Origin of the sequence: Aeromonas sp. MdU4, assembly GCF_041929505.1 — a bacterium.
Lineage (GTDB): Bacteria > Pseudomonadota > Gammaproteobacteria > Enterobacterales > Aeromonadaceae > Aeromonas.
Genome location: NZ_JBHFMW010000031.1, coordinates 39,805 through 56,596, shown reverse-complemented (window position 1 = coordinate 56,596; position 16,792 = coordinate 39,805). Strand labels below are relative to the sequence as shown.

Below are 16,792 nucleotides of genomic sequence, written 5' to 3'. Positions count from 1 at the left end.
TGCATTACAGCGTCTGACACAATTTCAAGGTACTTTATTTAACAACACGATTTAACAAAACGGTTGCACGACCCGGTTAAACCAGCTTGTCCAGCATCTCCTTGGTCACCAGCACAATGCCCTGCTCGGAGCGATAGAAGCGGCGGCTATCCTCATCGGCATTCTCGCCCACCACCAGTCCATCGGGCAGCACACATCCCTTGTCCACCACCACCCGGCGCAGACGGCAGCCCGCACCGATCTCGACCCCGGGGAAGATGATGGCCTGATCGAGGGTACAGAAGGAGTGCACCCGCACATTGGTAAAGAGCACCGAGTTGAGCACGAACGATCCGCTGACAATGGAGCCGCCCGAGAACATAGAGTTGATGGTCATGCCGTGCTGACCATTGCGGTCTTGCACAAATTTGGCCGGGGGTGTCAGGGTCTGGCTGGTCCAGATGGGCCAGTTCTGATCGTAGATATCGAGCTCGGGCAACACAGAGGCGAGATCCATGTTCGCTTCCCAGAAGGAGTCCAGAGTACCCACGTCACGCCAGTAGGGCTTTTGCCCCTCGCGGGCGCCGACACAGGACATGCTGAAGGGATGCGCAAACGCCAGCCCCTCCTCCACGATGCGGGGGATCAGATCCATCCCGAAATCATGCTTGGAGTCCTGGTTGAGAATGTCCTCCTCCAGCAATTTATAGAGATACTCCGCCTCGAAGATATAGATCCCCATGGAGGCCAGCGAACGATCCTCACAACCTGGCATGGCGGGCGGATTGGCGGGTTTCTCAACGAAAGCGCGGATCTTGCGCTGCTCGTCGATATCCATCACCCCGAAGGCAGATGCCTCGGCCCGCGGCACCTCGATACATGCCACCGTCACCTTGGCGCCCAGACGCACGTGATCCAGCAGCATGGCGGCATAGTCCATCTTGTAGATGTGATCCCCCGCCAACACCACGATGTATTTGGGACCGTAGTCACGGATGATATCGACGTTCTGATAGACGGCATCAGCGGTGCCGCGATACCAGTGCACTTCATCCACCCGCTGCTGGGCAGGTAACAAGTCGATGAACTCGTTCATCTGATAACGCAGGAAAGACCAGCCGGATTGCAAGTGGCGCAACAGACTGTGGGATTTGTATTGGGTCACTACACCAACCCGGCGGATCCCCGAGTTGATACAGTTGGAGAGTACAAAATCGATGATCCGGAATTTGCCACCGAAATGGACAGCAGGTTTAGCGCGATTGTCAGTCAGCTGTTTCAAGCGACTGCCACGACCTCCTGCCAGCACCAGTGCCATACTCTGATTCAGTAATTGTCGTGCTTTGGCACTATTTTCGGGCTCTAACAACATGATTTACCTCTGCCTTGTTTGATCTATTTTCAACTCATCTTCGCCTGTTTCAATGACCATGAAAGTGGTTTCACTCACATTTAACCGATCTCAATTGACCCTTTTAACCGAGTTGCGAGGAATAGCATGCTTTGATCTGTCAGCTTGGTTAAAATTCCCTCATAAAGCAGCCACTTCAAGGATGATAAGATGGTTCACAAGCTCGGACGTCCCCTTTTTCTGATCGCCACCATAGTGAGCATACCCTTGCTGCTCCTGCAAGGAGTTTGGTTGGCCCTTCAGAGCACCCCGCTCACCCTGGTCATTATTCTGGCCACCACACTGCTGGGCATGCTCCTGCTGCTGATGCTGGCAACACGCACCCTGGCTGGCATTCAGCAACATCAGGAACTGGTGTGGGTCAAGGCGATCAGAAGCCGGGACCCAACACTGCTCGATGAACCTGCGTCCCAGGAGGTGCTACAACAACTGCTGGAACAGTTTGAAAGTGCCGAACAGAGCGCCCATCGCCAGCTCACCGAGCTGAGCAACCTGGCAACCACCGACGAGCTGACTCAACTGCTTAACCGCCACGCGTTTCGGCGCGACATGACTGAATTACTGCAGCGGGATCAGGATACCCAGAGCGCCACCCTGGTACTGATCCGTGCGACCGAGCTTGGCAAGATCAACGCCCAGCGTGGTTTCCAATCTGGCGATGCCTATATCAAGGACATGGCGGCGCTGATCAAGCGCGTTGTAAGCCGCTTTCCGGGCAATCAGGTCTATCGCATCTCCGGTGCTGATTTCGCCGTGCTGGTGCAACCGGTAGCCAATATTCCCCCCCATCTGCTGGGACAGGATCTGAAAGCAGCCTTCGATCACTATCAGGATCAGCATGAGCTGGAGAGCGCCGCCTACTCGGGGCTGACCAAGCTCAGCAGTGGACAGCAAATTGAAGCCGTACTGGCCAGAGCGGATCTGGCATTGGCCCGCGCCCAGACCGAAACCATCAACGGCTGGGCCATCCAGCAGGATGACAATGTCTCCGATCTGCAGGGACAGCACCACTGGCGTGAAGTGCTCACCGAAGTGCTGGCGCAGGAGCGGCTCGGCTTTACCTATCAACCAATCCAGCCCCTGCACCGCAGCATGCTGGCTTATAACGAGATCTACACCCGCTTCAGTGGCAACGATGGTACAGCCCTGCCCACCGATACTCTGTTTGCCATGGCACAGCGGCTGGATCTGGTGATGCGACTGGAACAGCTGGTCATTACCCACATCATGCGTCAGTACCGTGCCTTCGGCTCCAACCAAAGTCGTTGGGGGATCAATCTCTCCCCCAACCTGCTGCAAAACAGCACCTTCCTGATCTGGCTTGATCGCCAACTGCTTAAAGATCCCAACACCAGCGCCAATCTGGTGTTTGAACTCGACGAGGAGCATCTGGAGCGCAACCTGACCGGCGCCAAGCGGGTGTTTGAACTGCTGCGCCGCAACGGTAGCCGTTCGGCCATCGCCAACTTTGGCAAGGGGATCGGATCCTTCACCCTGTTTCGCGAGCTCAAGCCCGACTACATCAAGCTCGATCCCGCCCTTATTACCGGGTTGGAGCAGGATCAGACCAACCAGCAATTCGTGCGAATGATCGTCGATGTGTCACACCGGATGGGATGCCAGGTCATTGCCGAGGGGGTAGAACAGCTTGGCCAGAAACAGCTGCTGCAGGGGATGTACGTGGATGGCTTGCAGGGCTATCTGATCGCCCGGCCGCAACCACTGCGACCGGATATCAGCCAGTTGGGGCTCTTTACTGAGGATGCTTCAACTTCAACAGAGTCAGAATGATGTCGTTGAGCTGGCGATAGCGTTCCAGCTCTTTTTGATCGTAACGGGTTGCCAGCGTGGTGGGGTTGTGGCGATTCTTGAGGTAACGATTGATCTGCAGGCGATTGAACCCCGCGACCTGATAGACCTGGCCAAGCAGGGTATTGAGTTCATCATGCTCCAGACCTGCTCTGGCCAGATAATCCCCATCGGCGGGACTCTCGGTATGATGGGTCCATTTGCCAATGCGGCCACTCTCCTGCAGATAGCTGAGCCACTGTTCGATATAGAGCGGCTTGCTCCCTGCCAGCAAATTGAAAAAACCCACCGCATCGCAACGGCAACCCGTCAGGAGCACGACCGCCAGCTGATCATCGTCACACTGGAACGTAACGGGGCCCGCTTGCGCCCAATCCAGCGCCTGCACCCGCATGCTGGCCTTCTCGCCCGCAGCTCCTGTTACGTCGAATACAAACATGGCGCCCCCTACTTGGCAAAAGGTTGATGATGGACCATCCCCCAGGCGGGTGCAAAGGCAAATCGGTTTTTAACTCATCAATCTGACCACTCGATCATAAAAAAGACCGGTATCCTCACGGATACCGGTCTCTTGCTTGATGTTCTCTGGGTTCAGAGCATCAGTGAAGGCGCTTTCAGGCGTCCAGTTCAACCAGTGCCTTGGCCAGCTCGATGGGTTCGAGCTCCTGACCTTCCAGATCGGCGTTCCAGTTCGGACCGACCAGCACATCATCTTCATCCAGATCGTTGATCCAGATATCGAGAAACTCTTCCAGATCGATCACTTCCGGCTCGTAATCGGCCCACTCGTCGACGCAGTGCAGACGGGCGTCCTCTTCGGCAGACCAGAGCGGCATGACGTCGGCATCTTCAAATTCGGCAGAGCGGCAGACCACCCAGTCTTCCCCATAGCGCAGACCCCACACCTGACCCGACTCGCGGACTTGTTCGATAAACAGTTGGAAATTGGCGTCAAGGTTGTCGTTAAGCATGCTCATGGGGTTCTCTCTTTCTTTCGGGTGCTGCGGCATTGTCGGGCGACAATACGATGGCCAAATGGTGTCGCAAAAGCGGCATGGACTCAAGCATATTGGGGTTATTCTGGGAAAAAAGCCGGGATAACCCATATTTGCCTGCGAAAACGCCTCCCGATGGAGGCGTCTTGCAGATTCAGGAGATCAACGCTCCCAGTAAACCTCTTCCAGGCTGTCCTCTTTCTCCGGCAAACCGCGGGAGAGGCGGGGACTGCTCTGGGCCAGCACCTCGTAGCTGACGCGGTTGGCGTATTTGCACACCTGAGCCAGTGAGGAGTAGGTGAGGAATTCGGAAATGTGCTTGGCGGAGTTGGGCACATTCATCCGGTGATAGGAATTGGCCACCATATCGTGCAACACAGCCGAGAGAGCACCATCGCCAGCACCGTTGGTGTTTTTGATCTTCTCCGGGCCACCCATGTAAGGAGAAATGTGAGAGTAGATGCGGGTCGGTTTACGACACTTGGCACGGGTCATCGGGCGGCTGAACTCATACATGTTGAACTCGGGGATCACACCGGGCAACAGGGTATGGGTGGTCTCGCGCTTGTAGTCCTCATCGGTGTAGCTCGCCATGTAAAGACCGATGGGGCCTGCGGTACAGAGCACCATGTCGGCCCAGTCGAGCGCCTTGTCGGCAGCACCGAGGGGATCTGAAATACCGGTAAGCGCCTCCCCTTCATCTTCATTCATTGCCAGCACGGTGACATTCTCGGCAATGAAGTCGCGCCACCACTGGGGGTTCTCGTCGATCACGAACCGGGTGCCCAGGGTCAGTACCACAGGTACACCCGCCTCACGGGCATAACGAACGGCGGTCATGGCCGCCTCTTTCATCGGGTCACCATCGTCACCGCGAACCAGATAGGCGGTGATCACCAGCGCAGATGCCCCTTTAATCACCTCTTCCGGAATGTGCTGCACATCCAGTTGATTCATCTTGCCTGCGTTGATGCCAAAGCTGCGCTCACCGCACTCGGTAATAAAGGTGAAACAACGACCGATGGGGCCATCAACCGGTTGCAGATAGTCCAGATTGACGCGGGAAGAGGTGTTACACAGATAGCGGTAAGCGTAGCAGCCGATTCGGATATCCTGGCTCATCACACCCAGCAGGATGGAGTGGGAATCAGCCAGCACCGAGTAGTTGTGCACAGTGTTGCCAATGGTGCCACCGGCAAACTCGCTCACCACCATGTTGTTGGCCTTGAGCTCGTCATAGATACGCTCGGCCACTTCGTCATTGATGACGACGGAGTGCCCTTTGCTCAGACCATACCGGGTCAAAAACGCTTCGTCCACATGGGCTTCAATATCCACCAGAGTCTGATCAATCCCGACCACATAGGCTTTGCCCAGCTCGGTTAACAGGGGATTTTGCGGAACCAGGGGATCGCGTCTGTCGACAGGGAAGTAGTGTTTGGACTTGCGCTGACCGGGAAATTTCATGGCAATGTTCTGTGCTCTGGGGGAAAGAGGGGCGGGATTTTAACACAATCCGCCGTCCCGAAAAGTCGCCCTGTTTAAATAATGGCGTCAGCACAGACAAGAGGTGCAAGAAAAAACGTTTGCTTTTCAACGACAAAGAAACACCCCATTCGGGGTGTTTCTACCGCACCAAAAACAACCCCCTCAGACTGCTGCCAATCCCTGCAACAGGGCCAGCAGAGAGAAGAGCCCGAGAGATAACCAGAACAGCAAGGTCCCCACAAAACGCGGTACATTGGGGGCTTTGGGGATCTGGATACCGATAGCATGAAGGATGCGCCCGACCAGCAACATGACGCCACCGGCATGCAGCCAGAGTGCACCGGCACCGGAGAGCTCGCATAATGCCATCAGCAGCAGGGTCAGCGGCACATACTCGGCGAAGTTGCCGTGGGCACGGATCGCCGCCAGCAGCTCAGGGGCCTCACCCTGCCCTATCATTACCCCGAACTGGGCGCGGCGTCTGACCACCCAGAAGGAGAGCCCCAGAAACAGCAGCCCCAGCAGGCCGGCATAAATCAGCGTGATATGTACCATGAGACAACTCCTTGTTCGACTGACTGCGGGTCACTCATGCCAATTCGCGGCAGATGAGCGAAACCATCATCCTGATGTGGGCCTGATCGCTGTTGAGCGCCGGAATATATTCAAACCGCTCGCCGCCAGCCTCCATGAAGATCTCCCGGTTCTGTACCTGAATTTCCTCGAGGGTTTCGAGGCAATCGGCAGCGAAGGCCGGACAAATCACATCGAGCCGCTTGATACCCACTGCCGGCATGCCTGCGATGGTCACATCGGTGTAGGGCTTGAGCCACTCCTCCTTGCCAAAGCGGGATTGAAAGCTGGCGGTCCACTGTCCAGCCTCCAGCCCGAGCGCCTCGGCCAGCAGCGTGGCGGTATGACGACACTGGTGACCATAGGGGTCACCTTCGTTTTCGTAACGCTCCGGAATACCGTGAAACGACATCAGCAGGTGATCCCCCTGCCCATGCTGTTCCCAGTGCCGACGTACGCTCATGGCCAGCGCCTGAATGTATTCGGGGTGAGCATGATAATCACGAATAAGCCGCACCACAGGCAGATTGCGCTCCCTCTTCATCGCGTTGCCCCAGGCATCAAAGACCGAGGCGGTGGTACTGACTGAATATTGCGGATAGAGGGGCAACAGGATCACCCGGTTGACCCCTTTGGCCTTGAGCGCCTGCCAACCATCATTCACAGATGGGGAGCCATACGTCATGGCCAGCTCCACCGGCACCTCGACGCCTTCCCGCTTGAGCTCCTGCTCCAACGCGGCGCGCTGCTGCTTGCTGATCACCATCAACGGCGAACCCTGTTCGGTCCATACCTGCTGATAGAGCTTGGCCACTTTGGGCGAACGAGTCGGCAGAATGATGAAGTGGAGCAGTGGACACCAGAGGTAACGAGGCAAGTCCACCACACGGGGATCGTGCAGGAACTGACTGAGAAACGCTTTGACGGCAGCAGTGGTCGGCGCGGCTGGGGTACCCAGATTGACCAGCAAGATTCCGGTTTTCGTGGTCACGTTGGCTTCCTGTCTATCGGTCATGATGCAAAAAGGACCCCGCAGGGCCCTTCTCTTTATGTATCTGATGGCACAGGAAACTGTGCCGGCAGCAAAGATCAGCCCAGAATGGTGGCAAGCTGCTTGCTGACCAGATCAACCGGCTGGGTGCCGTCGATCTTGACGTAACGGGTGTGGCCCGCTTCCGCCTCTTTGCCGTAGAAACCGATCAGCGGGGCAGTCTGCTGATGATATACATCCAGACGCTTGCGTACTGTGGTCTCTTCGTCGTCGGCACGGATCACCAGATCTTCACCGGTCACGTCATCCTTGCCTTCCACTTTCGGCGGGTTGAACACCACGTGATAGGTACGGCCAGAGCCGGAGTGAACGCGACGGCCGCTCATGCGCTTGACGATCTCTTCGTCCGGCACATCGAACTCCAGTACGAAATCAACCACTACACCGGCATCCTTCATGGCTTGCGCCTGGGGAATGGTGCGCGGGAAACCGTCCAACAGGAAGCCTTTGGCGCAATCCGGCTGAGCGATGCGCTCTTTGACCAGACCGATGATGATGTCGTCAGAGACCAGCTGACCTGCGTCCATCACAGCTTTGGCTTTCAGACCGAGCTCGGTGCCCGCTTTGATCGCAGCACGCAGCATGTCGCCGGTGGAGATCTGGGGAATACCGTGTTTTTCCATGATGAACTGAGCCTGGGTACCTTTGCCGGCGCCCGGAGCCCCCAACAGAACAATGCGCATACACGCTCCTATTGATTGGTTATTCAAATCTTGCGAAGGCAAAAAAGTACACGGTTTCGCCCGTTTCTACAAGCGCGAGCGGCTTGAATGAGCACTTTCTCGCCACTACGACAGGTTGACCGAACAGGATTTAACCGCGAGAGATACGCGCAAAAATAGCCGGGGATTTAGCATAGGAAGCCAAATACTGCAGGCCAACGACAGATAAAAAAATCCCGGCTCAGGGCCGGGAATTGCGCTCAAAGTAACTACTTGTCGCTCGTAGTAGGAACATGGCAATAGTATTCCCACCCCGGTGCGTCAACAACTGTCAGATGTGACAGGGAGGCCGCTATGGAACCGGAACTGCGGATCCGGCGAGCAGATAAGCTCGGCTTCCAGTTTGCCAAAGAAGGCCACCTGCGCGCTAATGTCCTCCCCCGCGTATTGCTCGGCAAGAGCAAGGTAATCCTGATAGTGGCGCGCCTCGGAGCGCAGCAGGGAGACGTAAAAGCGCCCCAGCTCCTCGTCCAGATGAGGAGCCAGCTTGGCAAACCGCTTGCAGGAGCGCGCCTCGATGTAGGCGCCGATGATCATCTTGTCGACAATGGTGGCAGGCTCATGGGTACGCACATGCTGCATCAGTTGCCGGGCGTAGCGAGAGGCGGTGACCGGCCCATACTCGATGCCACGGGCCTGCATGATCTCCAGCACCTGCTCGAAGTGATGCAGCTCTTCCTGAATGAGCCGCACCATGGGAAACAACAGCGGATTGCGCTCCAGCTCGGCAAAGACGGTGCGGTCAGACTCGCCCATGGTGCGCTTGCCCAAGATCTCGGCCTTCTCGGGAATCGCGTCCAGTTCGCGATAGAACTCCAGCTGAGGTAGCAGATGGCGCTTGCCCTTGGGCAGGCAGTAGCGGCGCACCAGACTGTGGGCGGTGAGCGCGGCTTTGGTCTCGCAGTTGGCATGATCGATGAGTAACGTCGGCAACCGGGCTGGCTCCCGCGCCATCTCCACCCACTCATCCGGGGTCTCGCACTGCAAAAACTGGCGCACTGGGGCTAGCAGATCATCCATCTGAACTCTCGTCTGTTAAAAGCGTATCGGTCATACAAGGTGGCCCCTATGCTAGCGGATCCCGCTGGCCGTGCCCATATCCGGCCAGATAAACGGATGTTTTTCAAACAGATATCTTCTCATCCTCACAGGTAATAGAAGACAGCAACGACAATGGGGGCCAAGGCCCCCATTGTCGTTATCGCATCAGGCAAAAAAGAAAACGTTTAACTGCCTTCGTTAAAAATTTCCAGATTGCTGGTGCCTTCCTGCCATTCACGCACCGCTTTGGAGTCATCGTTGCGCTGGGCGTTGAGGTGATCGAGATAGGATTGATCCACGTCGGAGGTGACGTAGTGGCCGTTGAACACCGAAGTCTCGAAGTGACGCAGGTCCGGGTTGATCTCCCGCACAGCTGCTTCCAGATCTTCCAGATCCTGGAAAATCAGGCCGTCTGCACCGATGAGTGAACACACCTCTTCCACTTCGCGGCCATGGGCGATCAGCTCGTTGGCGGTAGGCATGTCGATGCCATAGACGTTGGGGAAACGAATTTCCGGCGCCGCCGAAGCGAAGTAAACCTTGGCAGCCCCTGCTTCACGGGCCATCTGGATGATCTGCTCGGAAGTGGTACCACGCACTATGGAGTCATCCACCAGCAACACCTTCTTGCCCTTGAACTCGGAGCTGATGGCGTTGAGCTTGCGACGCACCGACTTCTTGCGCTGGGTCTGGCCCGGCATGATGAAGGTACGGCCGATGTAGCGGTTTTTCACAAAGCCCTGACGGTATGGCAGATCCAGGGTGTGGGCTATCTCCAGCGCCACATCGCAGGAGGTCTCGGGGATGGGAATGACCACATCGACGTCGAGATCTTCCCACTCACGGGCAATCTTCTGGCCCAGCTTGCGACCCATGTTGAGGCGGGCGGCATAGACCGACACCTTGTCGATGCACGAATCGGGACGGGCAAAGTAGACATATTCGAAGATGCAGGAGCTCATCTGCGGGTTCTCCGCACACTGCTCGGAGAAGAGCTGGCCCTGCTCGGTGATGTAGATGGCCTCGCCCGGTGCGATATCGCGCACGGTTTCGAAACCGATGGCGTCGAGCGCCACACTCTCGGAGGCGAGCATGTACTCCACCTGGCCCTGATCGTCCTGGCGACGACCGAGGATCAGCGGGCGAATACCGTTGGGATCACGGAACCCGATGAGGCCATGACCAATCACCAGCGAGACAACCGCATAAGCGCCGCGGATCTGCTGATGGGTTCTGCGCACCGCCGCGAAGATATCTGCTGGCGCCAGCGCCATCTTGTCGCAGAGATCCAGCTCATGGGCCAGCACATTCAGCAGCACTTCCGAATCGGAGGTGGTGTTGATGTGACGACGGGCGACCTTGAACTGCTGCTCCTTGAGCTCCTTGGCGTTGGTGAGATTGCCGTTATGGGCCAACACCATGCCGTAGGGAGAGTTGACATAAAAAGGTTGGGCTTCAGCGGCACTTGAACTGCCTGCGGTGGGATATCGGACATGACCTATGCCGATGTTTCCCTGCAGACGCTGCATGTGGCGCACTTCAAACACGTCCTTCACCAGGCCATTGGCCTTGCGTTGCCGGAAGTTCCCACTGTCAATGGTCACAATCCCGGCGGCATCCTGTCCCCTGTGCTGCAACACCGTCAAGGCGTCGTAGAGGGCCTGATTGACGGGGGTGGTGCCAACTATACCGACAATACCACACATGTCTTTGCTACCTCGAAGTCGCTATACCTGTTTAAGAAAACTGGATGAGTTCAACACGAACCCGAAAAACCACTGGATAACCGGCTTGAACTCGGGCACCAGCTTGGACGCCACCCACCAGTCGCTCTGGGAGAGGCTGGTGAAGGTATCCATAAAAAAAAGCAGGGCACTGACGATCAGCACCCCGCGAATTGCGCCGAAGCAGACTCCCAGAACCCGATCGGTACCTGAGAGTCCCGTCTTGTCCACCAGCAGACCCACCACATAGTTGACCACGCTGCCAAGGATCAGGGTCGCTACAAACAGTGCGGCGATAGCCAGACCGTTGCGGACCAACGCATCGGAAAACGAGGTGAAATAGACGGCGAGATCGGGATAAAAATGACTGGCAATAAAGAAGGCGACGAACCAGGTGACGAGAGACATGGCCTCCTTGACGAAGCCACGCACCAGGCTGATGAGAGCAGAAAAACCAACGATGCCGATGATGGCGTAATCAATCCAGACCATAGAAAAAGATGTCCTGCTAAATTGCGGCGCAGTCTAACAAAAACGATTGCACAATGCTTGGGAAAGTTTCGCCGCATCCCCCTCCCCTATGACAAGGGCGCCAGTATGGCGCCCTTCATAACCTTAACCTCCGACCTGATAGAAGGTCGAGGCGCTAGGCCCCACCGGCCATCCGAGCATGAAGACCCAGACATAGAAGAGCAGGCTCCACCCTACTAGGAAGACCAGAGTGTAAGGCAGCATGGTGGCAATCAGGGTACCAATGCCAAGCGACTTCTGATAGCGCACCGCCACCGCTAGGATCAGCCCAAAGTAGCTCATCATGGGGGTAATGATGTTGGTAACGGAGTCACCAATCCGGTAAGCCGCCTGGATCACCTCGGGTGAATAACCAATCAACATCAGCATGGGCACGAAGATCGGGGCGGTCACAGCCCACTGGGCAGAGGCCGAACCAATCATCAAGTTGATGAAGGCACACATCAGGATGAACCCGAAGAAGAGGCCGGGGCCGGTCAACCCGAATGATTGCAATAGCTCGGCGCCTTTTACGGCAAACACGGTGCCAAAATTCGTCCAGGAGAAGTAGGCGACAAACTGGGCGGCAAAAAACACCAGCACAATGTACATGCCCATGGTGCTCATGCTGCCGGACATGGCCTTGATCACATCCTGATCGTTCTTCATGGTGCCCACCACCTTGCCATAAACGAAGCCTGGCACGGCGAAGAAGATGAAGATAAAGGCAACGATACCGTGCAAGAAAGGCGAGCCTGCAATGGCGCCAGTCTCGGGGTGACGCAGGATGCCATCTGCCGGCACCACCGTCAGGGCAAGCAGCGTGCTCACCACCAGCACAGCGGCCAGCGCAGCCCAGAGGCCTCGCTTCTCCTGCGAACTGAGGGGTTCAGCTTTCTGATCCAGTACCACACTGGCATCACTGGGATCATATTTGCCAAGCTTGGGCTCCACGATCCGCTCGGTGACCCAGCCACCCAACAGCGTAATCAGGAAGGTACTGACGAACATGAAATACCAGTTCACCTCCGGGCCCACCACATATCCCGGATCGATGATGCGTGCCGAGATCTGGGTGATCCCTGCCAACAGCGGATCCACGGTACCAAGCAGCAGATTGGCGGAATAGCCTCCGGATACCCCGGCAAAGGCGGCAGCCAGACCTGCCAGCGGATGACGCCCGAGCGAATGGAAAATCATGGCAGACAAGGGGATCAGCACCACATAACCCAGCTCGGCTGCGGTATTGGACATGATACCGGCAAACACCACGGTAAAGGTCACCATCCGGCGCGAGGCACTCATCACCAACCCGCGCATGGCCGCACTGAGCAACCCGGAGTGTTCGGCGATCCCCACCCCAAGCAGGGCGACCAGCACGGTACCCAGAGGAGCAAAACCGGTAAAGTTGGTGACCAGATTGGATACAATCCGTTGCAAACCATCGGCACTGAACAGACTAATCACGGTGATCACGCCATCGGCACTGCGACCGGGAGAACCTTCCGGACGGGGATCCAGCACGCTAACCCCCAACCAGGCGGCAATGCCGGAGGCCAGGATCAGCGTCACACAGAAGATGGCAAAGAGGGTGATCGGATGGGGAAGCAAATTGCCCAGCCACTCCACCCCATTGAGAAAACGGTTGAACAGGCTGGGGCGAGTGGGCGCCAGCGGTGTCGTCCTCGACGTCATGCATTACTCCTTATTCATTTGAAACATGCTACCGGCCGATGCAGCCGATATGCCTGCACTGCTAATGAATGTGAACAAGGGAGTGGTACATATCCTGGTCACCGACCGCAATCAATCCTCGATTAATTGACTGCGAGCCTTTTACCGTTTTCTCTCTGAATGCAACATGAACATATATTTTGGATACAAAAAAGCCATGGCTAACCATGGCTTTTTACATTGAGGGTCAAACATCAACCGATGTGGGTCAGGCCACCCATGTAGGATTGCAGCGCAGCCGGGATGGCGATGCGGCCATCTTCCTGCTGGTAGTTCTCGATCACCGCGACCAGGGTACGACCCACAGCCAGACCGGAGCCGTTCAGGGTGTGCAGCAGCTGCGGCTTGCCATCGATGCGCACGCGAGCCTGCATACGGCGCGCCTGGAAATCGGTGCAGTTGGAGACAGAAGAGATCTCGCGATAGGTGTTCTGGGCTGGCAGCCACACTTCCAGATCGTAAGTCTTGGAGGCGCAGAAGCCCATGTCACCGGTAGAGAGCGCCATCACGCGATACGGCAGCTCCAGCAGTTGCAGCACCTTCTCGGCGTGACCCACCATCTCTTCCAGCGCTTCCCAGGATTTCTCCGGGTGAACAAGCTGAACCATTTCAACCTTGTCGAACTGGTGCATACGGATGAGGCCACGGGTATCACGACCGTAGGAACCGGCTTCAGAGCGGAAGCAGGGGCTGTGAGCGGTCATCTTGATCGGCAGCTCTTGCGCGTCAAAGATCTCGTCACGGGCCATGTTGGTGAGCGGCACTTCAGAGGTCGGGATCAGGGAGAACTTGCGCAGTTTGCCCTCTTCTTCACCTTCCCCTTCGATACCGGTATTGAACAGGTCCTGGGCAAACTTCGGCAACTGACCGGTGCCATAGAGACTGTCCGGGTTCACCAGATAAGGGACGTAGCACTCGGTGTAACCGTGCTGCAGGGTGTGCAGATCCAGCATGAACTGTGCCAGTGCACGGTGCAGACGGGCAATCTGACCCTTCATCACCACAAAACGGGTACCGGAGAGCTTGACGCCGTTCTTGAAGTCCACGCCTTTGGCCGCTTCACCCAGATCGATGTGATCGCGTACCGGGAAATCGAAGTGACGCGGGGTACCCCAGCGGCGCACTTCCACGTTGTCGTTCTCGTCACGACCCACCGGGGTGGTCTCGCTCGGCAGGTTGGGAATAGCGTCGGCGATGGCTTTCAGCTGGGCCAGCAGGGCATCCAGTTCGACCTTGCTGGTCTCCAGCTCGTCGTTGATCTTGGTCACTTCGGCCTTGAGCGGGGCAACATCTTCACCACGACGGGCAGCTTCACCGATGGATTTGGAGCGGGCATTGCGCTCAGCCTGCAGCTCCTGGGTACGGGACTGCAGATCCTTGCGTTTCTCTTCCAGAGCATTGACAGCCGCTACGTCCAGAACGTAGCCACGTGTCGCCAGACGAGCGGCAGCCTCTTCGATATCGCTGCGCAGATATTTGGGATCCAGCATGGTTTACCTACTTTTTTTAAATGGGATCTGGGCCTGGGTCATCATGACGGGCTGGGAAACAGATCCGGAAGTTAACATCGGTTGGCGCACCCCAATCGTCTTCAGAATCGGGCCTTAAAAATCTGGCCTTCGAAATCAAGAAGATGGCACCAGGCCAAGACAAGCGGGGTCAGACGGGCAGTGTAGCAGACCGCCCCCCCGCCCGAACAGGGACTATTTGTGTCGTTTTTACCGACTTTGACGCGCTATCGTCACCCATTATTCAAACATCTGACCAATTTTCAGCCATCCCGGGTGACAACGGGACTATTTGTCCCGTTGCCGTGGGCTCTGTCGATCCAGCTCGTGGAGATAATCGAGCTTCTGGCCGATCTGCTTTTCAAGGCCGCGATCGGTGGGCTGGTAGTACTGCTTGCCAGCAAGCTCGGGCGGGAAATACTGCTCGCCAGCGGCGTAGGCACCCGGTTCGTCATGGGCATAACGATACTCGGCGCCATAGCCCAGATCGCTCATCAACTTGGTCGGGGCATTACGCAGATGCACCGGCACCTCGAAGTCGGGCAGATTTTTGGCATCATGGAGCGCCGCCTTCCAGGCGGTATAGACGGCATTGCTCTTGGGTGCACAGGCGAGATAGACGATCGCCTGGGCGATGGCCCGATCCCCTTCCGCCGGTCCGATCCGATGGAAACAATCCCAGGCAGATAGCGCCACCTGCATGGCGCGCGGATCGGCATTGCCTACATCTTCCGAGGCAATCGCCAGCAAGCGGCGGGCAATATAGAGCGGATCGCAACCGGCACTCACCATACGGGCATACCAGTAGAGCGCCGCATCTGGCGCCGAGCCGCGAATGGATTTGTGCACCGCCGAGATGAGGTCGTAGAAGTGATCGCCCCCCTTGTCGAAGCGGGCCACATGCTCCCCCACCACGGCGGCAAGCAAGGCGCTGTCGATCACCCGCCCCCCTGTGCTATCGGTTTCGGCCATGTCGGCCAACAGCTCCAGATAGTTGAGGGATTTGCGCCCGTCGCCGTCCACCGCTTTGGCCAGCGCCTCTTTGACGCCGGGGGCAAAGGCAAGGGCCGGATCATTGAGGCCACGGGGGTCCTGCATCGCCTGATCGATCATGGCGAGGATGTCGCTCTCTTCCAACCGCTTGAGCAGATAGACCCGGGCCCGGGATAACAGCGCGTTGTTCAGTTCGAACGAAGGGTTTTCGGTGGTGGCACCGATAAAGGTGATAGTGCCATCTTCGATGTGGGGCAAAAACACATCTTGCTGGCTCTTGTTGAAGCGGTGCACCTCATCCACAAACAGGATGGTGCGCACCCCGCGCCAGCTGTTCTCTTTGGCCTTGTCGATGGCAGCGCGGATCTCCTTGATGCCGGAGGTCACCGCCGAGAGTCGCTCCACTTCCGCCTGACAGTAGTGAGCCATCAGCTCCGCCAGCGTGGTCTTGCCGGTACCAGGAGGTCCCCACAGGATCATCGAGTGGCAGTGCCCCGCCAGGATTGCTTTGCGCAGGGGCTTGTCAGCCCCCAGGATATGTTGCTGACCGATATACTGGTCGAGATTTTGCGGCCGCATCCGGGCCGCCAGCGGACGAAAGTCCGATGAGAAATCCAGCGACAGATTACTCATCAGCGCTGATCATCCAGCTCGACCCCCTTCGGGATCTTGAAGACAAATTCGTTGCCCTTGAGCGCCGGCTTGCGGTTGAAGTTATTGAGGGTAAATTCGGTCCACTGCCCCTGCGCCTCTTTCACATCGAAGCGACTGATGTTGTTCTCACGATCGAAGGTGATACGGAAAGAGGCGATGAGCTCGCTCGGATCATGGCTGGTCACGGTGTAGACATCCCCCTGCAGAGTGACGTCATAGTTCTTCCACAACTTGTCATCATTGCCGGTGATGAGTACGAAGGGGGTATTGAGCACCGCATCCTTGAGCTTGAGCGCAGTCACCTGCTCGACAAAGGGATCGTAAACCCAGACATCCTTGCCATCGGCCACGATCAGACTCTCGTCAGGCGAGGTGGTATGCCAGTTGAAATGGTTGGGACGCTGTACCAGCAGATCGCCGCTGGCCTTTTGCAACTCCTTGCCCTTGCTGTCATAGACAGTCTGGGAGAACTTGGCGGAGAAGAGGCTGACACTCGCCAGCTTCTGCTTGAGATCGCTGGCCGCGTCGGCCCACACCTGGCTGCTGGCAACCAGCAGCATGGATCCGATCAACAGCTGTTTTTTCATCATGCTTTTCATA

15 protein-coding genes are annotated in these 16,792 nt (G+C 56.9%); 1 reads left to right on the top strand and 14 read right to left on the bottom strand.

The annotated features are described in order from the left end of the window. Positions 1–76 precede the first annotated feature (76 nt). Positions 77–1,351 (bottom strand): glucose-1-phosphate adenylyltransferase, encoded by a 1,275-nt coding sequence (gene glgC / locus ACE1BR_RS18740; RefSeq protein WP_374872948.1) that lies wholly within the window; start codon positions 1,349–1,351, stop codon positions 77–79. Positions 1,352–1,540: 189 nt separating this feature from the next. Here glgC and ACE1BR_RS18735 point away from each other — a divergent pair, with 189 nt between their 5' ends. Then, on the top strand, positions 1,541–3,181 hold the full coding sequence (locus tag ACE1BR_RS18735; protein ID WP_374872946.1) for an EAL domain-containing protein: 1,641 nt from the start codon (positions 1,541–1,543) through the stop codon (positions 3,179–3,181). Here the strand turns inward: ACE1BR_RS18735 and ACE1BR_RS18730 are convergent. From ACE1BR_RS18730 to lolA, 13 genes are all read right to left on the bottom strand, one after another. Further along, a complete protein-coding gene (locus ACE1BR_RS18730; RefSeq protein WP_374872944.1) occupies positions 3,144–3,638 on the bottom strand; it encodes a hypothetical protein in 495 nt (164 codons plus the stop codon). The two genes, ACE1BR_RS18735 and ACE1BR_RS18730, sit on opposite strands and share 38 nt — an antisense overlap. A gap of 175 nt (positions 3,639–3,813) precedes the next feature. Further along, positions 3,814–4,176, bottom strand: coding sequence for a DUF2750 domain-containing protein (locus ACE1BR_RS18725; protein ID WP_005337077.1), 363 nt, complete (start codon positions 4,174–4,176; stop codon positions 3,814–3,816). Between the two features lie 180 nt (positions 4,177–4,356). Then, entirely contained in the window at positions 4,357–5,661 is a 1,305-nt protein-coding gene (locus tag ACE1BR_RS18720) for an inosine/guanosine kinase (protein ID WP_374872942.1), read from the bottom strand. 183 nt (positions 5,662–5,844) lie between these two features. Next, a complete protein-coding gene (locus tag ACE1BR_RS18715; protein ID WP_374872940.1) occupies positions 5,845–6,237 on the bottom strand; it encodes an MAPEG family protein in 393 nt (130 codons plus the stop codon). A gap of 34 nt (positions 6,238–6,271) precedes the next feature. Next, positions 6,272–7,246 carry a ferrochelatase gene (hemH, locus tag ACE1BR_RS18710; protein ID WP_374872938.1) on the bottom strand — a complete coding sequence of 325 codons (975 nt, stop codon included), beginning with the start codon at positions 7,244–7,246 and terminating at the stop codon, positions 6,272–6,274. A 98-nt stretch (positions 7,247–7,344) separates the two neighbouring features. Further along, positions 7,345–7,989 (bottom strand): adenylate kinase, encoded by a 645-nt coding sequence (gene adk / locus ACE1BR_RS18705; RefSeq protein WP_005337083.1) that lies wholly within the window; start codon positions 7,987–7,989, stop codon positions 7,345–7,347. Positions 7,990–8,289: 300 nt separating this feature from the next. Next, the gene (locus tag ACE1BR_RS18700) at positions 8,290–9,048 is read right to left on the bottom strand and encodes a tRNA-(ms[2]io[6]A)-hydroxylase (protein WP_374872936.1); all 759 of its coding nucleotides are present in this window, start codon (positions 9,046–9,048) and stop codon (positions 8,290–8,292) included. Between the two features lie 206 nt (positions 9,049–9,254). Further along, complete coding sequence (gene purF / locus ACE1BR_RS18695; protein WP_374872934.1) at positions 9,255–10,775, bottom strand: amidophosphoribosyltransferase; 1,521 nt, start codon at positions 10,773–10,775, stop codon at positions 9,255–9,257. A 21-nt stretch (positions 10,776–10,796) separates the two neighbouring features. Further along, complete coding sequence (locus ACE1BR_RS18690; protein WP_374872932.1) at positions 10,797–11,285, bottom strand: CvpA family protein; 489 nt, start codon at positions 11,283–11,285, stop codon at positions 10,797–10,799. Positions 11,286–11,408: 123 nt separating this feature from the next. Further along, positions 11,409–12,998: an AbgT family transporter gene (locus ACE1BR_RS18685; RefSeq protein ID WP_374872930.1), complete on the bottom strand. Its 1,590-nt coding sequence runs from the start codon at positions 12,996–12,998 to the stop codon at positions 11,409–11,411. Positions 12,999–13,231: 233 nt separating this feature from the next. Then, entirely contained in the window at positions 13,232–14,527 is a 1,296-nt protein-coding gene (gene serS / locus ACE1BR_RS18680; protein WP_374872928.1) for a serine--tRNA ligase, read from the bottom strand. 306 nt (positions 14,528–14,833) lie between these two features. After that, on the bottom strand, positions 14,834–16,171 hold the full coding sequence (locus ACE1BR_RS18675; protein ID WP_374872926.1) for a replication-associated recombination protein A: 1,338 nt from the start codon (positions 16,169–16,171) through the stop codon (positions 14,834–14,836). Continuing rightward, positions 16,171–16,779, bottom strand: a complete 609-nt coding sequence (gene lolA / locus ACE1BR_RS18670) for an outer membrane lipoprotein chaperone LolA (RefSeq protein WP_374872924.1) — start codon at positions 16,777–16,779, stop codon at positions 16,171–16,173. The genes ACE1BR_RS18675 and lolA overlap by 1 nt, the downstream gene beginning before the upstream one ends. Positions 16,780–16,792 lie beyond the last annotated feature (13 nt).